Source organism: Mycobacterium sp. UM_11 (assembly GCF_001414075.1).
In the GTDB taxonomy this organism is placed as follows: Bacteria; Actinomycetota; Actinomycetes; order Mycobacteriales; family Mycobacteriaceae; genus Mycobacterium.
Map to the genome: position 1 here is coordinate 1 of NZ_LATC01000079.1, position 22,347 is coordinate 22,347.

The 22,347-nt window shown below is 69.2% G+C and carries 21 protein-coding genes, 1 tRNA gene and 1 pseudogene; 8 read left to right on the forward strand and 15 right to left on the reverse strand.

What is annotated here, in order from left to right; translation table 11 throughout:
• Positions 1–90 precede the first annotated feature (90 nt).
• Positions 91–408: a hypothetical protein gene (locus tag WU80_RS18280; RefSeq protein ID WP_055404444.1), complete on the reverse strand. Its 318-nt coding sequence runs from the start codon at positions 406–408 to the stop codon at positions 91–93.
• 73 nt (positions 409–481) lie between these two features.
• Positions 482–568 (reverse strand) — tRNA-Leu (locus tag WU80_RS18285).
• Positions 569–665: 97 nt separating this feature from the next.
• On the opposite strand from WU80_RS18285, the gene WU80_RS18290 reads away from it, so the two are divergent.
• Positions 666–1,043 carry a hypothetical protein gene (locus WU80_RS18290; protein WP_055404446.1) on the forward strand — a complete coding sequence of 126 codons (378 nt, stop codon included), beginning with the start codon at positions 666–668 and terminating at the stop codon, positions 1,041–1,043.
• A complete protein-coding gene (locus WU80_RS18295) occupies positions 1,040–1,390 on the forward strand; it encodes a DUF3817 domain-containing protein (RefSeq protein ID WP_055404449.1) in 351 nt (116 codons plus the stop codon). The genes WU80_RS18290 and WU80_RS18295 overlap by 4 nt, the downstream gene beginning before the upstream one ends.
• A 6-nt stretch (positions 1,391–1,396) precedes the next feature.
• Here WU80_RS18295 and rdgB read toward each other — a convergent pair whose 3' ends face one another.
• The 8 genes from rdgB to clpS form a co-directional block, all read right to left on the reverse strand.
• On the reverse strand, positions 1,397–1,996 hold the full coding sequence (gene rdgB, locus WU80_RS18300) for an RdgB/HAM1 family non-canonical purine NTP pyrophosphatase (RefSeq protein WP_055404451.1): 600 nt from the start codon (positions 1,994–1,996) through the stop codon (positions 1,397–1,399).
• On the reverse strand, positions 1,993–2,772 hold the full coding sequence (gene rph, locus WU80_RS18305; protein ID WP_055404453.1) for a ribonuclease PH: 780 nt from the start codon (positions 2,770–2,772) through the stop codon (positions 1,993–1,995). The genes rdgB and rph overlap by 4 nt, the downstream gene beginning before the upstream one ends.
• A gap of 23 nt (positions 2,773–2,795) precedes the next feature.
• The gene (locus WU80_RS18310; protein ID WP_055404455.1) at positions 2,796–3,578 is read right to left on the reverse strand and encodes a cyclic nucleotide-degrading phosphodiesterase; all 783 of its coding nucleotides are present in this window, start codon (positions 3,576–3,578) and stop codon (positions 2,796–2,798) included.
• Between the two features lie 73 nt (positions 3,579–3,651).
• On the reverse strand, positions 3,652–4,467 hold the full coding sequence (gene murI, locus WU80_RS18315) for a glutamate racemase (protein WP_055404457.1): 816 nt from the start codon (positions 4,465–4,467) through the stop codon (positions 3,652–3,654).
• Entirely contained in the window at positions 4,464–5,144 is a 681-nt protein-coding gene (locus WU80_RS18320) for a rhomboid family intramembrane serine protease (protein ID WP_231633853.1), read from the reverse strand. The genes murI and WU80_RS18320 overlap by 4 nt, the downstream gene beginning before the upstream one ends.
• A 36-nt stretch (positions 5,145–5,180) precedes the next feature.
• Entirely contained in the window at positions 5,181–6,221 is a 1,041-nt protein-coding gene (locus WU80_RS18325; protein WP_055404462.1) for a P1 family peptidase, read from the reverse strand.
• The gene (locus tag WU80_RS18330; RefSeq protein WP_055404464.1) at positions 6,218–6,805 is read right to left on the reverse strand and encodes a DUF2017 domain-containing protein; all 588 of its coding nucleotides are present in this window, start codon (positions 6,803–6,805) and stop codon (positions 6,218–6,220) included. The genes WU80_RS18325 and WU80_RS18330 overlap by 4 nt, the downstream gene beginning before the upstream one ends.
• 25 nt (positions 6,806–6,830) lie before the next feature.
• Positions 6,831–7,136 carry an ATP-dependent Clp protease adapter ClpS gene (clpS, locus tag WU80_RS18335; protein WP_055404466.1) on the reverse strand — a complete coding sequence of 102 codons (306 nt, stop codon included), beginning with the start codon at positions 7,134–7,136 and terminating at the stop codon, positions 6,831–6,833.
• Positions 7,137–7,203: 67 nt separating this feature from the next.
• Here clpS and WU80_RS18340 point away from each other — a divergent pair, with 67 nt between their 5' ends.
• Together WU80_RS18340 and WU80_RS18345 are read left to right on the forward strand one after the other, a co-directional pair.
• Positions 7,204–8,517: a nicotinate phosphoribosyltransferase gene (locus WU80_RS18340; protein ID WP_055404468.1), complete on the forward strand. Its 1,314-nt coding sequence runs from the start codon at positions 7,204–7,206 to the stop codon at positions 8,515–8,517.
• A gap of 26 nt (positions 8,518–8,543) precedes the next feature.
• Entirely contained in the window at positions 8,544–10,553 is a 2,010-nt protein-coding gene (locus tag WU80_RS18345; protein WP_156349646.1) for an ATP-dependent DNA helicase, read from the forward strand.
• On the opposite strand, the gene glgP is transcribed toward WU80_RS18345, so the two are convergent.
• A complete protein-coding gene (gene glgP / locus WU80_RS18350) occupies positions 10,537–13,182 on the reverse strand; it encodes an alpha-glucan family phosphorylase (protein ID WP_055404470.1) in 2,646 nt (881 codons plus the stop codon). The two genes, WU80_RS18345 and glgP, sit on opposite strands and share 17 nt — an antisense overlap.
• Positions 13,183–13,428: 246 nt before the next feature.
• Here glgP and WU80_RS18355 point away from each other — a divergent pair, with 246 nt between their 5' ends.
• Positions 13,429–15,543: an alpha-1,4-glucan--maltose-1-phosphate maltosyltransferase gene (locus WU80_RS18355; RefSeq protein WP_055404472.1), complete on the forward strand. Its 2,115-nt coding sequence runs from the start codon at positions 13,429–13,431 to the stop codon at positions 15,541–15,543.
• 1 nt (position 15,544) lies between these two features.
• The gene (gene glgB, locus WU80_RS18360; RefSeq protein WP_055404474.1) at positions 15,545–17,740 is read left to right on the forward strand and encodes a 1,4-alpha-glucan branching protein GlgB; all 2,196 of its coding nucleotides are present in this window, start codon (positions 15,545–15,547) and stop codon (positions 17,738–17,740) included.
• A 4-nt stretch (positions 17,741–17,744) separates the two neighbouring features.
• Here the strand turns inward: glgB and WU80_RS18365 are convergent, their stop codons facing one another.
• Both WU80_RS18365 and WU80_RS18370 read right to left on the reverse strand, forming a co-directional pair.
• On the reverse strand, positions 17,745–18,668 hold the full coding sequence (locus WU80_RS18365) for a tetratricopeptide repeat protein (RefSeq protein WP_055404476.1): 924 nt from the start codon (positions 18,666–18,668) through the stop codon (positions 17,745–17,747).
• A gap of 159 nt (positions 18,669–18,827) precedes the next feature.
• Complete coding sequence (locus WU80_RS18370) at positions 18,828–20,009, reverse strand: acetyl-CoA C-acetyltransferase (RefSeq protein WP_055404478.1); 1,182 nt, start codon at positions 20,007–20,009, stop codon at positions 18,828–18,830.
• A gap of 78 nt (positions 20,010–20,087) precedes the next feature.
• Between WU80_RS18370 and mce the strand changes: the two genes are divergently transcribed.
• On the forward strand, positions 20,088–20,555 hold the full coding sequence (gene mce, locus WU80_RS18375; protein WP_197281288.1) for a methylmalonyl-CoA epimerase: 468 nt from the start codon (positions 20,088–20,090) through the stop codon (positions 20,553–20,555).
• On the opposite strand, the gene WU80_RS18380 is transcribed toward mce, so the two are convergent.
• Positions 20,556–20,852 (reverse strand): hypothetical protein, encoded by a 297-nt coding sequence (locus WU80_RS18380; RefSeq protein WP_055404483.1) that lies wholly within the window; start codon positions 20,850–20,852, stop codon positions 20,556–20,558. It lies immediately after the preceding gene.
• A gap of 22 nt (positions 20,853–20,874) precedes the next feature.
• Positions 20,875–21,546 (reverse strand): endonuclease NucS, encoded by a 672-nt coding sequence (gene nucS, locus WU80_RS18385; protein ID WP_055404485.1) that lies wholly within the window; start codon positions 21,544–21,546, stop codon positions 20,875–20,877.
• Between the two features lie 45 nt (positions 21,547–21,591).
• Between nucS and WU80_RS18390 the strand changes: the two are divergent.
• Positions 21,592–22,347: pseudogene (locus WU80_RS18390) on the forward strand (hypothetical protein); the annotation flags it as partial.

The window sequence follows — 22,347 nt, forward strand, 5'->3', positions numbered from 1 at the left end:
GCTCCACACCTACAATCACCACCGCGGCCACACCGCACTCGGCGGCCAACCACCCGCCACTCGCGTACCTAACCTCTCAGGTCAGTACACCTAGCCCTCGGCCCCGAGCGCCAAGTCGGCCTCGGACTCCTCGCGCTTGAGTTGGGCCAGCTTGCGGTCCTCGACCGCCGCTTCCCGGTGCTTCGCCGCGGATTTGCGGTGCACGCCCACGTGAGACACGCCTAGTTCGACGGTTCGGTCTTGCACCTTCGCGACTTCTTCGTGTTTGCGGGCGGAGTCCTCGAAGCTCCGGGCCGCCGACAGCCCCGCGTGTGCGGCGCGTTCGCGAGCCTGCGCGGCTCTACGTTCGGCGCGCTCGACATCTTGTGCAGTGAAGACTTCGTCGCGTGACTGGCCTGCGGTGTCCATGGCGTCTCCTTGTGTCCCGTGCAGATGCAGGTACCCCGCACGGAGGGTTTAACGCCTTGCGAAGGAGAACTGGTGGTGCGGGCGGAGGGACTCGAACCCTCAAGCTCTCACGAGCACCGGCACCTAAAGCCGGCATGTTTGCCAATTTCATCACGCCCGCAGCGTGCCGATCGTACCGCTGCGTTCGCGGCCCTACCCGCCGACAGCGCGCCTCGACGAATTCGTCGGCCCCAAGTCGTGAGCGGTAGGTTCATGGGGTGTCCACCACCCGTCGTCGCAGGCCCGCGCTGATCGCCTTGGTGATCGTCGCGGCGTGCGGATGCCTGGCGCTGGGCTGGTGGCAGTGGACCAGGTTCCAGTCGGTCTCGGGCACGTTCCAGAACCTCGGCTACGCGTTGCAATGGCCGCTGTTCGCTTGGTTCTGCGTGTACGCCTACCGCAAATACGTCCGCTACGAAGAGATGCCACCCGAGCCCCGGCGGGAAGCCCAATCCGAGATTCCCGCCGGCTTGCTCCCCGAGCGCCCCAAGCCGACGCCCCAGCCGCCCGACGATCCGGCGCTCGCGGAGTACAACGCCTACCTTGCCGAGTTGGCCAAACAGGACACCGAAAAACAGAACAGGACCACCGCATGACCACACCCGAGCCGCCCGGAGCGCCGGCGTCCGCCTTCCCCATCGAGAAGATTCGCACCGCACTGCTCGCCTACCGGATCATGGCGTGGACGACCGGCCTCTGGTTGATCGCGCTGTGCTACGAGATCGTCTCGCACCTCGTCATGCACCACGAGATCCGCTGGATCGAGGTGGTCCACGGCTGGGTCTACTTCATCTACGTGTTGGCCGCGTTCAATCTGGCGGTCAAGGTGCGGTGGCCGATTGCCAAGACGATAGGTGTGCTGCTCGCGGGGACCATCCCGGTGCTGGGCATCATCGTCGAGCAGGTCCAGACCAGGGACGTCAAGACCCGCTTCGGCCTTTAAGGCGCGCTAGACCAACTCGCGCAGCGCCGGCACCAACAGCGCGAGGGCGCGCCCGCGATGGGAGACCGCGTCCTTCTCTTCGGGGCTGAGTTCCGCGGCGGTGCGCCCGGACCCGTTCGGAACGAAGACCGGGTCATAACCGAAGCCGCCGTCGCCGCGCGGTGCCCGCGCGATGCTGCCGGGCCACTCGCCGCGGACGACGACCTCGCCGGTCGGCCCGGCCAGGGCGCAGGCGGACACGAACGCGGCGCCGCGCCGTTCGTCGGGCACGTCGCGCAACTGCGCGAGCAGCAGCGCGGTGTTGGCGGCGTCGTCGCCGTGGTTGCCCGACCAGCGCGCCGAGAGCACCCCGGGCATCCCGTTCAACGCGGCCACTTGAAGACCGGAGTCGTCGGCCACCGCGGCAAGCCCGGTCGCGGCGAACGCGTCCCGCGCCTTGGCCAGCGCGTTGTCCTCGAAGGTCGCGCCCGTTTCGGGCGCCTCATCGAAGGGGGGCACGTCCCGCAAGGACAGCAACGTCAGCCCCGTCAGGCCGGCGGCGTCGAGCACCCGGCGCAATTCGGCCAGCTTCTTGGGGTTGCGGCTGGCGACCAATACGCGCGTCAGCTGCCGAACGCCTTCGGCGGCGGCGCCCCCTCGGGCAGCTCGCCCGGATACGGCTGGGCCAGCGCCTCACGCTGGGCGGCGAACAACTTGTCGCAGGCGGCCAGCGCCACGTCGAGCAGCTTGTCCAGCGTCGACCGCGGGAAGGTCGCCCCCTCACCGGTGCCCTGAACCTCGACGAGGGTCCCGGTGTCGGTGGCGACGACGTTCATGTCGACCTCGGCGCGTGCGTCTTCCTCGTAGGGCAGGTCCACCCGGATCCTGCCGTCGACCACCCCGACGCTGACCGCCGCGATGGCGCACGACAGCGGCCGCGGGTCGGACAGCTTGCCCGCCGCGGCCAGGTAGGTCACGGCGTCGGACAGCGCCACGAAGGCGCCGGTGATGGCGGCGGTGCGGGTGCCGCCGTCGGCCTGCAACACGTCGCAGTCGACGGCGATCGTGTTCTCCCCCAACGCCCTAAGGTCGATGCAGGCCCGCAGCGACCGGCCGATCAGCCGGCTGATCTCCTGGGTGCGGCCGGACAACCGCCCCTTCACGGATTCGCGGTCGGAGCGCGTGTGGGTGGCCGATGGCAGCATCGCGTACTCCGCGGTCAGCCAACCCAGACCGGATCCCTTGCGCCAGCGCGGCACCCCCTCGGTGACGCTGGCGGTGCACATGACCTTGGTGTGGCCGAATTCGATCAGCACCGATCCCGCCGGATGGTCGGTGAAACCGCGGGTGATGACTACCGGGCGAAGCTCGTCGTCAAGGCGGCCGTCTTCTCGTCTGGTCACGACGCAACCCTAACGCGGGACGGTCAGACCCTTTCAGAGCGGCGGATATCGAACGTTTCGCCGCACACCACCGCATGCACGGGTCCGTCGAACTCCGCCTTGGCCTCGGTGATCACGTCCTCGCGCGAGGTCCACGGCGGGATGTGCGTCAGCAGCAGCTCGCGGACGCCGGCCTCGGTCGCGATCCTGCCGGCCTCGGTACCCGACAGGTGCAGGGCGGGCGGGCGGTCCGGCGAGTGGGTCCAGGAGGCTTCGCAGAGGAAGACGTCGGCGTCGCGGGCCAGCTCGACGAGCTGGTCGCAGACGCCGGTGTCGCCGCTGTAGACGAACGAGGCGCCGGTGGCATCGGTGATCCGCATGCCGTAGGACTCCGTCGGGTGGGCCACCACCCGCGGCGTCACGGTGAGCGACCCGAACGTGACCGGCTCGCCGTCGACCCAGTGCCGAACGTCGAAAATGTCTGAGCAGTCGTCGATTTCGCCGCCGTAGGGTGACGACGCCGCGCCCAGGCGGGACCAGGTGTCGCCGGGCCCGTACAACAACGCCTTGCCGTCCGGTCGCGACGGGTGGTACCGGCGCCACACGAACAAACCGGGAAGATCCAGACAGTGGTCGGCGTGCAGATGGGACAACAGCACGTGCACGGAGGCGGGATCGGCATAGCGCTGGAGCGCGCCAAGCACACCGCCGCCGAAGTCGATGACCATCGGCGGGGTGTCCGGTGCCCGGAGCAGATATCCCGACGCGGGCGAATCCGGCCCCACCACGCTGCCCGAGCAGCCGAGCACGGTTATTCGCACGGACACTACTGTGCCATGCCCGATGGGACCGTGACGAAAACATCGCCGCATTCATGTGATGAGAATCTCGCCATCGGAGCTAGTCGATCCGCACGTGGTGAACGGGTTGCACGCCGGTGACCGCGGGACCCAGAAATCGGGCCGCCAATCGGGTGAATGCCTCGGGGTCGCCGGTGGCCTCGAAGACCCGGGTCGCGGGCGGCGCATCATGCGGTCGGAGCAGGTCGCGCTCGGTGAGCACCCGCAGCACCTCCTTGGCGGTTTCCTCGGCGCTCGACACGAGGGTCACGTGCTCCCCCATCGCCAGCTGGATCAGCCCCGACAGCAGCGGGTAGTGCGTGCACCCGAGCACCAGCGTGTCGACCTGGGCGCGCTGCAGCGGTTCGAGGTATCCCTCGGCCAGCCCGAGCACCTGACGGCCGCTCGTCACGCCCCGCTCGACGAAGTCGACGAAGCGCGGGCAGGCCACGGCGGTGATCTCGGTGTCGCGGGCCGCCGCGAACGCGTCCTGATACGCGTGCGAGTTGATGGTCGCCTGCGTGCCGATGACCCCGATCCGGCCGTTACGCGTCGTGGCGACCGCGCGGCGCACAGCCGGCAGGATCACCTCGACGACGGGTACGTCGTAACGCTCGCGGGCGTCACGCAGGCAGGCGGCCGACGCCGTATTGCACGCGATCACCAACGTCTTGACGCCGCGCCCGACCAGGTCGTCGCCGATGGCCAACGCGTGCGCGCGCACCTCCGGAATGGTGAGCGGACCGTACGGCCCGTTGCCGGTGTCACCGACGTAGACGATGTCCTCGTCGGGGAGTTGGTCGATGATCGCCCGCGCGACCGTCAGTCCCCCGACGCCGGAGTCGAAGATCCCGACGGGCGCCAACGGCGAGCTCATGCGGAGGGTCGCGGCGTGGCGGCGCCGCCCTTTCTGTTGGCACGCGCCTTGCGTTCCGGCGCGGACAACCAGTACGCGGCGATGACGCCGGCGATCGCGCCGCACAGGTGCCCCTGCCACGACACGCCCCCGCACCTGCCCAGCACCGGCATGGCGCCCAGCAGCACTCCGCCGTAGGCGAACAGCACCACCAGCCCGATCACGATGTCGGTGAATCGCCGGACGAAGATCCCGAACACCAGCAAAAAGGCCAGCCAGCCGAAGATCAGGCCGGAGGCGCCGATGTGATCTGTGGGCCCGCAGGAGCTGCCCACGTCGCCGATCAGCCACGTGCCGAAGCCGCCCAGGATCCACACGATCGCGGTGGCCCAGACGAACCGGCTCAGCCCGGCCAGCGTCATCAGAAAACCCAGCACCAGCAGCGGGATCGTATTGGCGATCAGGTGCTGCCAATTGGCGTGCAACACCGGGGCGAAGACGATCCCCCACAGCCCGTCGGCCTCGAGCGGCCTGATGCCGTTCGCGTCCAGCGAATGCCGGGTCAGCTGGTCGATCAGCTCGATGAGGTAGAGCAGCGCGACGAAGGTGAGGATCGTGGCCCCGCCGACCATCCACGCGGGCCGCTTCGCCCGCGCCCCGGATGCACCCGATCGTCCCGTCGGGGTGGTCTTAGCCATAGCTGCAGGTTACCGGCGCGGCCGGCGGCGAACTCATCATCGGGCAAACGCCCCGGGCAGCACGTCGCGGTAGGTGGGTATCCCCGCCACCGATTCCGCGGCGAACACGCCGACCAGCACCGCACGCGCCAGGCAGTCGGCCGCGGCGGCGCCCACCTCCGCGGCCAGCCGCATCTCCGGCGAGAACGAGGCGGGCGCGTCGGGTGGGGGCGGGACCTCCACCGCCCCGGTCGCCAGCGCGAACACCGTGTCGCCGTCGTACGGGGTGTGCGCCGGGCGGACGGCGCGGGCCAGGCCGTCCTGGGCGGCGACGGCGACGCGCCGGCATGCGGCCGCGCTGAGTGCCGCGTCGGTGGCCACCACGGCAATCACGGTGTTGAGCGGGTTCTGCAGCGGGCCCGCCGCGGTGGGCAACTGCGCGAAGGCGTCGACCTGCTCCGCCGGCGGCTGTCGCAGCCCGAACTCGTGCACCAGGTCCGCCATCCACGGCAGGCCGGTGGCCCGGTCGGCGACGTCCCCGGCGGAGTTCACCACGACCACCGCGCCCACGGTCACCCCGCACGGCAACGCCGTCGAGGCGGTCCCGACGCCGCCCTTGAACACCCCGGCCCGCGCCCCCACGCCCGCGCCGACGCTCCCGACGTCCGGCGCGCCCGCCGCTTCGGCGGCTTCGCAGGCCCGGTACCCGAACTCCGCCGACGGGCGACGGTCCCAGCCGCCGACGGGCAGGTCGAAGATCACCGCGCCGGGCACGATGGGCACCACCCCGCCGGTCATCGCCACGCCACGTTCGCGTTCCTCCAGCCAGCGCATCACCCCGTCGGCGGCCGCCAGGCCGTAGGCGCTGCCGCCGGCGAGCAGCACCGCGTCGACGTACCGGACGGTGTTGGCGGGGTCGAGCAGGTCGGTCTCGCGGGTGCCGGGGGCGCCGCCGCGGCAATCGACGGCGCCGACGGTCCCGGGCGGGGTCAGCACGACGGTGACGCCACAGGCCCACCCGGCGCCCATGGTCGCGTCGGGGTCGAGTCGGTGATGGTGACCGACGCGGATGCCGCCGACGTCGGTGATGGCGTTCATCCGGCCGGCCTGCCCATCAGCACCAGGACCAGGTACTCCTGCAACACGGTCAGCCATTGATAGACGTCGAAGTGCACCGCCAGCGGGTGGTCGGCGGGCAGGCGCTCCGGTCCCTGCGGGCCGACCTCGAGCATCACGCCCAGCGTCAGGCGGATGTCGTTGACGGCCGCGATCCACGCGTTGGCGTCGTCCTCGGTCAGCTCGAAGCGGCCGCCGTCGTTCGGAACGGATTCCAACAAGCGTTGTGCGGCAACGCGTTTGGCCTCGATGATTTCGGGCTCGTGCAAGCTGCGCAGCGCGGCGTTGAGGCTGTTCGCCGCCTCGGGGTCCGACGCGTTGCGGTGGTCGGGATGGAAGAAATCGGGCAGCAGCCGGCGCAGGGTCGGGTCCTTCGGCGGATCACTGTTTCCGGTCCGGATGCCGGTGATCTCCTCGAGTTCGTCTGCGGGCGAGGATGATTCACGCTCATCGAGCAACCCGACCATGGCGGTGGCCAGGTTCTTCAGCAGGGCGGCTTCGTGAGACGCCAGGGCGGACCGGAAACGGGGACCGTCCGCGGTCTCGACGCGCTTCCATTTGCGCACAGGTGATCGCCGAAGCCCTCGAAGATCACCGGTCCTGCTGCAGGGTCGCCCACAATCCGGCAGCATGCAGCTTGGACACGTCGACTTCCATGGACTCCCGGCTGCCGGCCGACACCACCGCCTTGCCTTCGTTGTGCACCTGCAGCATCAGCTTGGTGGCGTGCGGCTCGCTGTAGCCGAACAGCTTTTGGAACACGTACGTCACATAGGTCATCAGGTTGACCGGGTCATCCCAGACGATGGTGACCCACGGACTCGCGGTTACCTCTACCGGCGCGGACTCACGTTGTCCTGTAGTGCCCGGCTTAGTGGGCGCTGACATAACAACCATGGTCTACACGATACCGAGCGACAGGTGAGGTTTCCGAGCCCCCGACGGCAGCCGATACCGTTATGGAATGAACGACGCGGTCGTAACTGGGCTGCTTACCGACAAGTACGAGTTGACGATGTTGGCGGCCGCGCTGCAAGACGGCACCGCCGACCGCCCGACGACCTTCGAACTGTTCGCCCGCCGACTGCCCGAGGGCCGTCGTTACGGCGTGGTCTGCGGGACCGGCCGGTTGCTCGCGGCGTTGCCGCAGTTCGGGTTCGACGACGAGGCGTGCGACGTGCTGGCGCAGTTCCTCGATCCAGATACGTTGCGCTACTTGGGTGATTTCCGGTTCGGCGGTGACATCGACGGCTACGCCGAAGGCGAGCTGTACTTCCCCGGCTCCCCCGTCCTGTCGGTGACCGGCACTTTCGCCGAATGCGTCGTGCTGGAGACGCTGGCGTTGTCGATCTTCAATCACGACACGGCGGTGGCCTCGGCGGCGGCGCGGATGGTCAGTGCGGCCAGGGACCGACCGTTGATCGAGATGGGATCGCGCCGGACCCACGAATACGCCGCGGTCGCCGCGGCGCGTGCCGCCTATATCGCCGGCTTCGCCGCCTCCTCCAACCTCGAGGCCCAGCGCCGATACGGCATACCCGCGCAGGGCACCTCGGCGCACGCGTTCACCATGCTGCACGCGAGCGACCAAACCGCCGAAGAGACCGAACTGGCCGCGTTCCGGGCGCAGGTCGAGGCGCTGGGCGTCGACACCACGTTGCTGGTCGACACCTACGACGTGACGACCGGCGTGGCCAACGCCGTCGCCGCCGCCGGGACGTCGCTCGGTGCGGTGCGGATCGACTCCGGTGAGCTGGGCGTGCTGGCGCGCCAGGTCCGCGACCAGCTCGACGGGTTGGGCGCCACCGGCACCCGCATCGTGGTCTCCGGTGACCTCGACGAGTTCTCCATCGCGGCCCTGGGCGCCGAACCGGTGGACAGTTACGGCGTCGGCACGTCGCTCGTGACGGGTTCGGGCGCGCCGACCGCGAACATGGTTTACAAACTGGTCGAAGTGGACGGGATACCGGTGCAAAAGCGCAGCAGCCGCAAGGAATCCCGCGGCGGCCGCAAGGAGGCGCTGCGCCTGACGCGGCCGTCGGGCACCGTCACCGAGGAGGTGGTGTACCCGGCGGGCCGCCGGCCCACCGCGAGCGAACCGGCCCGGGTGCTGACCGTCCCGCTGGTCCGCGGGGGCGACGTCGTCGCCAAACCGAATGTGGCCGAGGCGCGCGAGCTGGTAGCTTCCGGACTGCGCAGCCTGCCGTGGGAGGGCCTGAACCTGTCGCACGGCGAGCCCGCGATCCCGACGACGCAGATTCCCGCCGGTCACCGGTAGCACCAGAGAGGGTAGCCACGTCCGAAGTGTCCGTGCCCGAGTTGCTGGCCGCCGCCGTGGCCGGGCTGGGCGGCAGTGAGCGCGGCGGTCAACTCGAGATGGCCAACGCCGTCGCGCGGGCGTTCGCGAGCGGTGAGCACCTGGTCGTGCAGGCCGGCACCGGCACGGGAAAGTCGCTGGCATACCTGGTGCCCGCGATCGTTCGCGCCATCGACGACGATTCGCCGGTCGTCGTGTCCACGGCCACCATCGCGCTGCAGCGCCAGCTCGTCGATCGCGACCTGCCCAGGCTGATCGACTCGATCGCCGGCGCGCTGCCGCGCCGCCCGCAGTTCGCACTGCTCAAGGGCCGACGAAACTATCTGTGCCTGAACAAGATTCACAACGGTGGCGCCGAGGCCGAGGAAGACGCCGGCGACCGGCCGCAGGAGGAACTATTCGATCCGATGGCGGCCACCGCGCTGGGCCGCGACGTCCAACGGCTCACCGCCTGGGCGTCGACGACCGAGTCCGGCGACCGCGACGACCTGAAACCCGGTGTGCCGGATCGATCCTGGTCGCAGGTCAGCGTTTCGGCGCGGGAATGCCTGGGCGTGGCCCGCTGCCCGTTCGGCACCGAGTGCTTCTCCGAACGGGCGCGCGGCCGGGCCGGCGCGGCGGACATCGTGGTGACCAACCACGCGCTGCTTGCTATCGACGCCGTCTCCGAATCGGCCGTGCTGCCCGAACACGCGCTGCTGGTGGTGGACGAGGCCCACGAGTTGGTCGACCGGGTCACGTCGGTGGCCACCGCGGAATTGACGCCGGCCGCCCTGGGCGTAGCGGCGCGCCGGATCGCCCGGTTGGTCAATCCCGAACTGTCCCAACGCTTGGAGGCCGCGACGGCAAACTTCGCCGCGGCCATCCATGACGCCACCCCGGGCCGCATCGACCGCCTCGACGACGAGCTGGCGACCTACCTGACCGCGCTGCGCGACGCCGCCGGCGCGGCGCGCTCGGCGATCGACACCACCAGCGACGCGAAAGCGGCCGCGGCACGCGCCGAGGCGATCGCGGCGCTCGCCGAGATATCGGATACCGCGTCGCGGGTCCTCACCTCGTTCGCCCCGGCGATCCCCGATCGCACAGATGTGGTCTGGCTGGATCACGAGGACAACCGGGGCGCGATGCGCCCGGTGCTGCGGGTGGCGCCGCTGTCGGTCGCGGGCCTGCTGCGCGAGCGGGTGTTCTCCCGATCCACCGCGGTGTTGACGTCGGCGACCCTGGCCATCGGCGGAACCTTCGACGCGATGGCCGCGGCGTGGGGCCTGACCGCTCCCGACGCCCCCGCTGCGCGCTGGCGCGGTGTCGACGTCGGTTCGCCGTTCCACCACGCCAAGGCCGGCATTCTGTACGTCGCCGCCCACCTGCCGCCGCCGGGGCGGGACGGCACCGGCTCGGCCGAGCAGCTGGCCGAGATCGCCGAGCTCATCACCGCGGCGGACGGGCGGACCCTGGGCCTGTTCTCGTCGATGCGCGCCGCGCGGGCCGCCGCCGAGGCCATGCGCCAGCGATTGTCGACGCCGGTGCTGTGTCAGGGTGACGACAGCACCTCCGCGCTGGTCGAGCAGTTCAGCGCCGACCCTCAGACCTCGCTGTTCGGCACGCTGTCGCTGTGGCAGGGTGTCGACGTTCCCGGGCCGTCGCTGTCCCTGGTACTCATCGATCGCATCCCGTTTCCGCGGCCGGACGACCCGCTGCTGGGCGCCCGGCAGCGCGCGGTCGCCGCGCGCGGCGGCAACGGTTTCATGGCCGTCGCCGCCAGCCACGCCGCCTTGTTGTTGGCCCAGGGCGCGGGCCGGCTGTTGCGGCGCGTCACCGACCGCGGAGTGGTCGCGGTGCTGGACTCGCGGATGGTCACCGCCGGCTACGGCGCCTACCTGTGCGCCTCGCTGCCGCCGTTCTGGCAGACCACCGACCCCGCGCAGGTCCGCGCGGCGCTGGAGCGACTGCGCGCCGCGCCGGAGGGGCCGCCGACGGTCAGCGGGCCAGGGTGACCAGACCCAACTCGGCGCTGGAGGCCAGCATCGGGTGACGGGGCAGCACGCGCACCGTGTACCCGACCGCACCCGCCAGCGGTAACGACAGCGTCGTCGAGAACACCTGGTTGCCCCCTTCGGCGGTGCCGGTGTACGACATCTCGACGGTGACCGGGTCCAGCAGCGCATCGCTGGAGTCCACCCGGCCCACCAGGCCCTGGACCGTGACCTCGTCGGGCGCCAGCCCGTCCAGCGCGACGGTGGCCGTCAGGGTCAACTTGGAGCCGAGCACGGGGGTGTCCGGCAATCCGGTGCTGTCGACGTCGGTGATGGTGATCTTGGGCCAGGCCTCCTCCGCGCGCCGACGGTAGGCCGCCACCTCGCGCGCCGCGCCGAACTCGCCGCCGTCCTCGCCGTCCTCGGCTGGCCCCACGGTCCTGCGCAGCGACTGCGCCGCGGGCAGGTAGTACTGCTGCACGTAATCGAGCACCATCCGCGACGCCAGTACCTTCGGCCCGAGCGTCTGCAAGGTGTGCCGCACCATCTCGATCCAGCGCGGCGGCACCCCGTGTTCGTCTCGTTCGTAGAACTTGGGCGCCACGGACTGTTCCAGGAGGTCGTAGAGGGCGCTGGCCTCCAGGTCGTCGCGACGGGTTTCGTCCGTCACACCGTCGGCGGACGGTATCTCCCAACCGTTTTCGCCGTCGTACCACTCGTCCCACCAGCCGTCGCGGATGGACAGGTTCAACCCGCCGTTGAGCGCGCTCTTCATCCCGGACGTGCCGCAGGCCTCCAGCGGCCGCAGCGGGTTGTTCAACCAGACGTCGCATCCCCAGTACAGGAGCCGCGCCATGGACATGTCGTAGTCGGGCAGAAACGCGATGCGGTGCCGCACCTCCGGCCGGTCGGCGAAGCGCACCACCTGCTGGATCAACGCCTTGCCGCCGTCGTCGGCCGGGTGCGACTTCCCCGCCACGATCAGCTGGATCGGCCTCTGCTCGTCGACCAGCAGGCGTTCGAGCCGCTCCGGGTCGCGCAGCATCAGCGTCAACCGCTTGTACGTGGGCACCCGCCGCGCGAAACCGATGGTGAGCACGTCGGGGTCGAACGCCTTTGCGATCCAACCCAATTCGGCGTCGGACGCCCCGCGTTCCAGCCACGATTTGCGCAGCCGCCGCCGCACGTCCTCGACCAAAAGCAAGCGCAGTTGGGACCGGATCCACCAAAGATGGCCCGAATCAACCTGGTTCAGGCGCAGCCAGACACCCGGGTCGGCGAACGAGTCCGAACCCGCCAGCTCGTGCCCCAACTGCAACCATTGCGGAGCCGCCCAGGTGCGCGCGTGAACTCCGTTGGTGATCGACCCGATCGGCACCTCGTCGGCGTCGAAGCCCGACCACAGCTCGCTGAACATGGCCCGGCTCACCTCGCCGTGCAGCAGCGATACGCCGTTGGCCCGCTGCGCCAACCGCAGACCCATGTGCGCCATGTTGAATTTGGTCGGATCGTCCTCGGCGCCGAGCGCGAGAACGCGGGCGGTCGGCACGCCCGGCAACAACACGGGCGCGCTCTTGCCACCGGCCTTCTCGGTCTTCTTGCCGGCGTCCTCCTCGACATGCCCGTCGAAGTAGAGCCGCACCATGTCGATCGGAAACCGGTCGATGCCGGCGGGCACCGGGGTGTGGGTGGTGAAGACCGTGCTGGAGCGCACGACGGCCAGCGCGGTGTCGAAGTCCAGCCCCGCATCGGTCATCAGCTCGCGGATGCGTTCGGCTCCGAGGAACCCGGCGTGCCCCTCGTTCATGTGGAACACCTCGGGGGCGGGCAGGCCTTCGATGGCGGTGAACGCGCGGATCGCGCGCACCCCGCCGATGCCGGCCAGCAGCTCCTGACGCATCCGGTGCTCTTGGTCGCCGCCGTACAGCCGGTCGGTGATGCTGCGCAGCTCGTGCTCGTTCTCGGGGACGTCGGAATCGAGCAGCAGCAGCGGCACCCGGCCCACCTGCGCCACCCAGATCCGCGCGTGCAGCTGGGCGGCGTCGGGCAGCGTCAGTTCGACCAGGACGGGGTCGCCGGCGGCATCGGTGAGCAGCCGCAACGGCAGCCCCTGCGGGTCCAGCGACGGGTAGGTCTCGTTCTGCCAGCCGTCCGCGGTCAGCGACTGCCGGAAATACCCGGACCGGTAGTAGAGGCCGACCGCCACCAGCGGCGCGCCCAGGTCCGACGCCGCCTTCAGGTGGTCCCCGGCGAGGATGCCCAAACCGCCCGAGTAATTGGGCAGCACCTCGGCGACGCCGAACTCCATCGAGAAGTAGGCGATGGCCGCCGGCATCGCCCGACCTTCGGCCTGCTGCTGCTGATACCAGAGCGGACGGCTCAGGTAATCGTTCAGGTCGGCGGCCAGTTGGTCGAGCCGACCGAGGAACGCCTCGTCGAGCGCCAGCTCGTCGAGGCGGGCCGGATTGACCGCGCCCAGCAACGCGACCGGGTCGGCGCCGCACCGCTGCCACAACCCCGCGTCCACCGTCGCGAACAAGTCCTGGGTGGGCCTGTCCCATGACCATCGCAAGTTGGTCGACAGCTGGTCCAGCGCGGCCAGCCGCTCGGGAAGGTGAGCTCGGACGGTAAAGCGGCGGAGGGCTTTCACGCGTCCTTACCTTACTGAGGATTTCGCTCGGTGCACGGCGGCGGAGAGCGCTTTTCGAGCCAAGGGTGTGACCGGACACTAGGGTGGGTATCGGTTAGTTACTGGGGCCGCAACGGCGCTTCCCCGCAGAGGAAGTTCCCCACGACAGGAAGTTTCGCCAGACGAGAGGCATTCCGCGACGGAGCACACCGCGGTTTGGCCGCACACAATCGGAACCAGCCGACGACGATTCGGAAATGGAGTGTTGTGCCTGGTCGTGTCGAGATCGATAACGTCCAACCCGTCGTCTCCTGCGGCGCTTATCCCGCCAAGGCCGTGGTCGGCGAGACCGTACCGGTCAGCGCGGCGGTGTGGCGGGAAGGCCACGAGGCCGTCGCGGCGACCCTGGTGGTGCGCTACCTCGGGCCACGCTATCCGCAAGTGACCGAGACGCGCCGACTCAAGGCGGTGCAGGCTCCGGTCAAGCTCGCATCCGAGGTCGACGGCGGCGTGGACCAGCAACGGATCAAGCCGCTGCTCCTGCCGATGACACTGGGCCTCGAGCCCTACGTGTTCCACGGCCAATTCACGCCCGACCGGGTCGGCCTGTGGACGTTCAGAGTGGACGGTTGGGGTGACCCCATCGACTCCTGGCGGCACGGTCTGGTCGCCAAGCTCGAGGCCGGTCAGGGCGAGACCGAACTGTCCAACGACCTGCTGGTGGGGGCCGCGCTGTACGAGCGCGCCGCCACCGGGGTGCCGCGCGCGCGGCGCGACCCGCTGCTGGCGGCCGCCACGGCGCTGCGAAGCCCCGGGGACCCGACCACCCGCACCGCGCTGGCCCTGGCGCCGGAGATCGACGAGATCCTCGCCGAGTATCCGTTGCGCGATTTGGTCACCCGCGGCGATCAGTACGGGGTCTGGGTGGATCGGCCGCTGGCGCGCTTCGGTTCGTGGTACGAGATGTTTCCCCGCTCGACCGGCGGGTGGGACGCCAAAGGCAAACCCGTGCACGGCACGTTCGCCACGGCGGCCGCCCAGCTTCCCCGCATCGCGGCAATGGGATTCGACGTCGTGTACCTGCCGCCGATCCACCCGATCGGTAAGATCCACCGCAAGGGCCGCAACAACTCTCCGACCGCCGCCCCTTCAGATGTGGGCTCCCCCTGGGCAATTGGTAGTGACGAGGGCGGCCACGACGCCATCCATCCGGAGCTTGGCACCATCGAGGACTTCGACGCGTTCGTGGCCGCGGCGGGCGAACTGGGCATGGAGGTGGCACTGGACCTGGCGTTGCAGTGCGCACCGGACCATCCGTGGGCCCGCGAGCATCGCGAGTGGTTCACCGAATTGCCCGACGGCACCATCGCCTACGCGGAAAACCCGCCCAAGAAATACCAGGACATCTACCCGCTCAACTTCGACAACGACCCGGCCGGCCTCTACGACGAGGTGCTGCGCGTCGTGCGGCACTGGATGGACCACGGGGTCAAGTTCTTTCGGGTGGACAACCCGCATACCAAGCCGCCGAACTTCTGGGCATGGCTGATCGCCCAGGCCAAGAGCATCGACCCCGACGTGCTTTTCCTGTCGGAGGCCTTCACCCCGCCGGCCCGGCAGTACGGGCTGGCCAAGCTCGGCTTCACCCAGTCCTACAGCTACTTCACCTGGCGCACGGCCAAGCAGGAACTCACCGAGTTCGGCGACGCCATCGCCGCCGCCGCGGATTTCCGGCGGCCGAACCTGTTCGTGAACACCCCCGACATCCTGCACGCCATCCTGCAGCACAACGGCCCGGGAATGTTCGCCATCCGCGCGGTGCTGGCGGCGACCATGGGTCCGGCTTGGGGCGTGTACTCGGGCTACGAGCTGTTCGAACACCGCGCGGTGCGGGAGGGCAGTGAGGAGTACCTGGACTCCGAGAAGTACGAGCTGCGGCCGCGCGATTTCGCGGGCGCTCTGGCCGAGGGGCGTTCGCTCGAGCCGTTCATCACGCTGCTCAACTCGATTCGGCGGCTGCACCCCGCGCTGCAGCAGCTGCGCACCATCCATTTCCACAGCGTGGACAACGATGCGCTGTTGGCCTACAGCAAGTTCGACCCGGCCACCGGCGACTGCGTGTTGGTGGTGGTGACGCTCAACGCGTACGGCGCCGAGGAAGCCACCCTGTTTTTAGACATGGCGGCATTGGGTATGGAGCCCTACGAGCGATTTTGGGTGCGCGACGAAATCACCGGCCAGGAATTCCAATGGGGGCAAGCAAACTACGTTCGCATCGACCCTGCGCGGGCCGTCGCGCATGTGATCAACATGCCGCTCATCCCACAGGAGTCGCGAATGAAGCTGCTCCGCAGGCCACCACACGGACCGGAGGGATTGTGACATGAGCCAAGCCGACCAACTCGCCAAGACGCACCTGGCCCCGGACCCGGCCGACCTGTCGCGCCTGCTGGCGGGCACGCATCACAACCCGCACGGCGTCCTGGGCGCCCACGAGTACACCGACCACACCGTCATCCGCGCGTTCCGCCCGCATGCCGCCGAGGTGGTCGCGCTCGTCGGCGAGGACAAATTCCCGCTGCAGCACATCGAATCCGGCGTGTTCGCAACGGCGTTGCCGTTCACCAACCTGATCGACTACCGGCTGCAGGTGAAATACGAGGGTTCCGACCCCTACGTCGTCGCCGACGCCTACCGCTTTCTGCCCACCCTGGGCGAGGTCGACCTCTTCCTGTTCAACGAGGGCCGCCATGAGCGACTCTGGGAAGTCCTTGGCGCGCACCCGCGCTCGTTCACCACGGCCGACGGGGTCGTCAACGGGGTGTCGTTCGCGGTGTGGGCGCCCAACGCCAAGGGCGTCAGCCTGATCGGTGAGTTCAACGGCTGGACGGGCAATGACGCCCCGATGCGCTCACTGGGGTCCTCCGGGGTGTGGGAGCTGTTCTGGCCCGATTTTCCCGCCGACGGCCTGTACAAGTTCCGCGTGCACGGCGCCGACGGCGTGGTGACCGATCGGGCCGACCCGATGGCCTTCGCCACCGAGGTGCCGCCGCACACCGCCTCACGGGTGACGCGCAGCAAGTACTCCTGGCAGGACGCCGACTGGATGGAACAGCGCGCCCAGCGCAACCCGGTCTTCGAGCCGATGAGCACCTACGAGGTTCACCTCGGTTCATGGCGCCCCGGGCTGAACTACCGGCAGCTGGCCGAGGAGCTGACCAATTACGTTGTGGAGCACGGGTTCACCCACGTCGAGCTGCTTCCCGTCGCCGAGCATCCCTTCGCCGGGTCATGGGGTTACCAGGTGACGTCGTACTTCGCGCCGACGTCGCGGTTCGGCACACCCGACGAGTTCCGGGCGCTCGTCGACGCGCTGCACCGCGCCGGCATCGGCGTCATCGTGGACTGGGTGCCGGCGCACTTCCCCAAAGACGCCTGGGCGCTGGGCCGGTTCGACGGCACCCCCCTCTACGAGCACTCCGACCCCAAGCGTGGCGAGCAATTGGATTGGGGCACCTACGTGTTCGACTTCGGCCGCAACGAGGTGCGCAACTTCCTGGTGGCCAACGCGCTGTATTGGCTCGAGGAGTACCACGTCGACGGCCTGCGCGTGGACGCGGTGGCGTCCATGCTGTACCTGGACTACTCACGCCCGGAAGGCGGCTGGACCCCCAACATCTACGGCGGCCGGGAAAACCTGGAGGCCGTGCAGTTCCTGCAGGAGATGAACGCCACGGTGCACAAGTCGGCCCCGGGCATCGTCACCATCGCGGAGGAGTCGACGTCGTGGCCGGGCGTGACACGCCCGACAAACCTTGGCGGCCTGGGTTTTTCGATGAAGTGGAACATGGGCTGGATGCACGACACCCTCGACTACATCAGCCGCGACCCGATTTACCGCAACTACCACCACCACGAGATGACGTTCTCGATGCTCTACGCGTTCAGCGAGAACTATGTGCTGCCGATCAGCCACGACGAGGTGGTGCACGGCAAGGGCACGCTGTGGGGGCGGATGCCGGGCAATAACCACGTCAAGGCCGCCGGGCTGCGCAGCCTGCTCGCCTACCAGTGGGCGCATCCCGGTAAGCAATTGCTGTTCATGGGGCAGGAATTCGCCCAGCGCGCCGAATGGTCCGAGGAGCGCGGCCTGGACTGGTGGCAACTCGACGAGCAGGGCTTCTCCAACGGCGTCCTACGCATGGTGCGCGACATCAACGCCATCTACCGCAACCGCCCGGCGCTGTGGAGCCAGGACACCATTCCCGACGGCTACTCCTGGATCGACGCGAACGACTCGGCCAACAACGTGCTGAGCTTCTTGCGGTATGGCAGCGACGGCTCGGTCATGGCTTGCGTGTTCAACTTCGCCGGCAGCGAGCACAGCGGTTACCGGCTCGGCCTGCCGTCCGCGGGCCGCTGGCGCGAGGTGCTCAACACCGACGCCACCGACTACAACGGCTCCGGCATCGGCAACATGGGCGGCGTCGACGCCACCGAGGACCCGTGGCACGGCCGGCCGGCGTCGGCGGTGCTGGTGTTGCCGCCCAACTCGGCCCTGTGGCTCGAACCGGAGTAGGCCCTCAGTAGAGCGCGTTGGCGAGGTTGCGCCGTCCGGCGACGACCTCGGGGTCGGCCGGATCGAAGAGCTCGAAAAGCTCGATCAACCGGGTGCGCACCCGCGTGCGTTCGTCGCCGGATGTGCTGCGCACCAACGCGATCAGGCGCTCGAACGCGGCGCTCACGTCCTGATTGAGGATTTGCACGTCCGCGGCCGCCAGGGCCGCGTCGATGTCGCCCGGGGACGCATCGGCCGCCGCGGGGGCGTCCGGTGCATGGGCGGTCGCGCGCATGAGGAAGTCGATCTGCCGGATCGCGCCCTTCGCTTCGACGCTGCCCGGGTTGGCGTCCAGAATCGCCTGGTAGGCGTCCCTGGCGCCCGCGAAGTTGCCCGCCTCGAGCTGTTCGCGCGCGGCGGCCAGCTCAGGGTCCACCACCTCGGCATCCGCGGAACCGGCTGGGCCCCTTAGCTTTCCGGCCGTCGCCGACAAGATCTGATCCAGCCAGCCCCGCAATTGGTCGGGCGGCTGCATGCCCTGGAAACTCGAGATGGGCTGCCCGGCGGCCAAGGCCACGACGGTCGGGACGGCGTCGACGCCGAATATCTGGGCGACCCTGGGCGCCACGTCGACGTTGACCGTGGCCAGGGACCACTGGCCGTTGTCCTGCGCCGCCATGCCGGACAGCGTGTCCAGCAGTTGGACACACGCGTCGCTGCGCGGCGACCACAGCAGGACCACGACGGGCACTTCCTCCGACCGCAGCAGGACGTCGCTCTCGAAGTTCGCCTCGGTGATGGCCGAGACGCCGGGGCCACCCTCGGCGGCCGGCGTTGCGGCGCCGCCGGTCCCGCCGGCCGGCGGTTGCTGCTGGGCCCGCTGCTTGAGACCGGACAAGTCGACGGCACCGGCCAGCGCGGGGCCGATTGAGGGTCGCGGACGCGTCACGCCGTCAAGTTTGTCATGCCCATCGCCGGCCCATCCACCGGGCGTTCGGCGGCCCGCAGGCGCCCCGAAGGGGCACCCGAGCGGCCGGTATGACGAAGATCACAAAAGTTCCCGCGGCCGTCGCGCCAGCAACGTCGACGCGCGTCGTCCGGGCGCCGCTCAGTTTGCCCGCAGGATCAACGCGTCGCCCTGGCCGCCCGCCCCGCACAGGGCCGCCACGCCGTAGCCGGAGCCGCGCCGGGCCAGCTCCAGGGCCACATGCAGGGTGATCCTGGCGCCCGACATGCCGATCGGGTGCCCGACCGCGATCGCGCCGCCGTTGACGTTGACGATCTCGGGGTCGACGCCGAGTTCGCGGGTCGAGGCCAGGGCGACCGCAGCGAACGCCTCGTTGATCTCGACGACGTCGAGCTGGTCGACCGAAATCCCCTCGCGGCTGAGAGCTTTCTTGATCGCGTTGGCCGGCTGCGACTGCAGCGTGGAGTCCGGTCCGGCGACGACACCGTGCGCACCGATCTCGACCAGCCAGGTCAGCCCCAGCTCCTCCGCCTTGGCCTTGTTCATCACCACCACGGCCGCCGCGCCGTCGGAGATCTGCGACGCCGAACCGGCGGTGATGGTGCCGTCCTTACGGAAGGCCGGTTTGAGGCCGGCCAGGGACTCGGCGGTGGTGTTGGCGCGGATCCCCTCGTCCTCGGTGAACTGCAGCGGATCACCCTTGCGCTGCGGGATGTTGACCGGAACGACCTCGTCGGCGAAGACTCCGTCCTTCCACGCCGCGGCGGCCTTCTGATGCGACCGCGCAGCGAACTCGTCCTGCTCGGCGCGGGTGAACTTGTCGACGTCGTTGCGCTGCTCGGTGAGTGCGCCCATCGGCTGGTCGGTGAAGACGTCGTGCAGGCCGTCGTAGGCCATGTGGTCCAGGACCGTGACGTCGCCGTACTTGTAGCCAGCCCGGCTGTCCATCAGCAAATGCGGCGCCTTGGTCATGGACTCCTGGCCGCCGGCCACCACCACCTCGAACTCGCCGGCGCGGATGAGCTGGTCAGCCAGCGCGATGGCGTCGATACCGGACAGGCACATCTTGTTGATCGTCAGCGCGGGAACGTCCCAGCCGATGCCGGCCGCAACCGCCGCCTGGCGTGCGGGCATCTGGCCGGCCCCGGCGGTCAACACCTGGCCCATGATCACGTACTCGACCAGCGAGGCGGGCACGTTGGCCTTTTCCAGCGCGCCGGCGATCGCGATCGCACCCAAGTCGCTCGCCGAGAAATCCTTCAGCGAACCCATCAACTTGCCGATCGGCGTGCGCGCTCCAGCAACGATCACCGACGTCGTCATAACAACCTCCCAAGGGTCCGCGGACGGCCGATTCGGCCTCCCGGAGAAGCGCAATCTTTGCCGCCAGGTTACCTTTATGTGATGACGACCGATCAAGTTGACGCCCGTCAGGTCCTCGCCACCGAGCTGGTGACGGCGATCGATCACGTCGGCATCGCAGTCGCCGACCTGGACACCGCAATCGCGTGGTACCACGACCACCTCGGCATGATCCTGGTGCACGAGGAAGTCAACTCCGACCAGGGAATCCGCGAGGCCATGCTGGCCGTGCGCGGCGCCCCCGCGGGCACCGCGCAGATCCAGCTGATGGCCCCGATCGACGACTCCTCGACCATCGCCAAGTTCCTCGACAAGCGGGGGCCGGGCATCCAGCAGATGGCGGTCCGGGTGACCGACCTCGACAGCCTGGTCGAGCACCTGCGCTCCCAGGGCATCCGGCTCGTCTACGAGACGCCGCGTCGTGGCACGGCAAACTCGCGGATCAACTTCATCCACCCCAAGGACGCCGGCGGCGTGCTCATCGAGCTGGTCGAACCGGCCGCCTGATCACGACCACTTCCTGGTCGGGCCCCGCGTGGTGCGGTGGCTCCAGCACGGGGCGTGCCAATGGCGCCGATCGTCGGATCCCCCGAGGGTTGGATCGGTCGGCCACACCACCAGATGTGCGGTGCCCGAGCGTATTTCGTGATCACATCCGGGACAGCGGTAGGTCTTGACCGCACGGGCCGCCGCGACGGGGCGGACCTCGTATTCGTGCCCGTCGGGCCCGATCTCCACCCGGCGGAACTCCGGGGGCGGCGACGACGGCCGGTGCCGGCGGGGCGGTGTGCGGCGCCGTGCCATGCCGCCAGCCTAGCCGCCGGGCTCAGAACAGCCGGTATTCGTCGCTGTCCATCCCCCGCATCTTGTCGTAATCCAGTGTGATGCAACGGATCCCGCGGTCGGTGGCCAGGGTGCGCGCCTGCGGCTTGATCTGCTGGGCGGCGAACACCCCCTTCACCGGCGCGAGCACGCTGTCACGGTTGAGCAGCTCGAGGTAACGGGTCAGCTGTTCGACGCCGTCGATCTCGCCGCGCCGCTTGATCTCCACCGCGACCGAGCCGCCTCGCTCGTCGCGGCAGAGCAGGTCGACGGGCCCGATGGCGGTCATGTACTCGCGACGTACCAGCGTGTAGCCCTCGCCGAGCAGCTGCACGTGCTCGGCGAGCAACGCCTGCAGGTGGGCCTCGACCCCGTCCTTGACCAGCCCGGGGTCCACCCCGAGGTCGTGGCTGGAGTCGTGCTCGACGTCCTCGACGGTGATGCGCAGCTGTTCGCCGGCCTTGTTCTGCACCACCCACACGGGCGCGTCGTCGCCGGGCTCCTCGGTCAGCCAGCAGGGCGGGCTCATCCAATTCAGCGGCTTGTAGGCCCGGTCGTCGGCGTGCACGCTGACCGATCCGTCGGCCTTGAACAGCAGCAGCCGGCGCGCCGACGGAAGATGCGCGGTGAGCCGGCCGACGTAGTCCACGGTGCATTGGGCGATCACTAGACGCACCCGACTCACCTTAGAGCGTGGCCGACAAATTAGGCTGACGCCACCATGTCGGCCACCCAGAGCTTGGCGAGACGCATCGGGCGGGTGCTCGAGACGGTCACCCGTCAGAGCGGCCGGCTACCGGAGACCCCGGCGTACGGCTCCCTGCTGCTGGGCCGGGTCTCCGAGAGCCAGCGCCGTCGCCGAATCCGCATCCAGCTCATCCTCACCGTGCTGGTGCTGGGCGCCAACCTGATCGGCATCGTGGTCGCGCTGCTGTTGGTGATCGTCGCCGTGCCGCAGCCGAGCATCTTCCACGACGCGCCGGCCTGGATTACGTTCGGGGTCTCACCGGCCTACATCGCGCTGGCGCTGGCGGTGGGCACGTATTGGATCACCCGCCGGACCGTGATCTCGTTGCGCTGGGCGATCGAGGAGCGTTCGCCGAACGCGGAAGACGAGCGCAACACCTTCCTGGCCCCGTGGCGGATCGCTCGCTTCCTCCTCATTTTGTGGGGTGTCGGGGCGGTGGTGTACACGACGCTCTACGGCCTGATCAACACGCTGTTCATCCCGCGGTTCCTGGTGGCGGTGAGCATCTGCGGCGTCCTGGTGGCCACCGCCAGCTATCTAATCGCCGAGTTCGCCCTGCGTCCCGTCGCGGCGCAGGCGCTGGAGGCGGGGCCACCCCCGCGGCGTTTCTCGGCCGGGATCATGGGCCGGACGATGGTGGTCTGGTTTCTCGGTTCGGGATTGCCCGTCCTCGGCATCGCTTTTCTCGCGGGCTTCCAGGCCCTGATGCGGAACCTGACCGAGACCGAG

Excerpts from the sequence above, each read along its gene's own strand:
- WU80_RS18280 (WP_055404444.1), bottom strand. The coding sequence starts at position 408 with ATGGACACCGCAGGCCAGTCACGCGACGAAGTCTTCACTGCACAAGAT.
- WU80_RS18295 (WP_055404449.1), top strand. The coding sequence starts at position 1,040 with ATGACCACACCCGAGCCGCCCGGAGCGCCGGCGTCCGCCTTCCCCATC.
- murI (WP_055404457.1), bottom strand. The coding sequence starts at position 4,467 with ATGAGCTCGCCGTTGGCGCCCGTCGGGATCTTCGACTCCGGCGTCGGG.
- WU80_RS18320 (WP_231633853.1), bottom strand. The coding sequence starts at position 5,144 with ATGGCTAAGACCACCCCGACGGGACGATCGGGTGCATCCGGGGCGCGG.
- WU80_RS18325 (WP_055404462.1), bottom strand. The coding sequence starts at position 6,221 with ATGAACGCCATCACCGACGTCGGCGGCATCCGCGTCGGTCACCATCAC.
- clpS (WP_055404466.1), bottom strand. The coding sequence starts at position 7,136 with ATGGTTGTTATGTCAGCGCCCACTAAGCCGGGCACTACAGGACAACGT.
- WU80_RS18340 (WP_055404468.1), top strand. The coding sequence starts at position 7,204 with ATGAACGACGCGGTCGTAACTGGGCTGCTTACCGACAAGTACGAGTTG.
- glgB (WP_055404474.1), top strand. The coding sequence starts at position 15,545 with ATGAGCCAAGCCGACCAACTCGCCAAGACGCACCTGGCCCCGGACCCG.
- WU80_RS18370 (WP_055404478.1), bottom strand. The coding sequence starts at position 20,009 with ATGACGACGTCGGTGATCGTTGCTGGAGCGCGCACGCCGATCGGCAAG.
- WU80_RS18380 (WP_055404483.1), bottom strand. The coding sequence starts at position 20,852 with ATGGCACGGCGCCGCACACCGCCCCGCCGGCACCGGCCGTCGTCGCCG.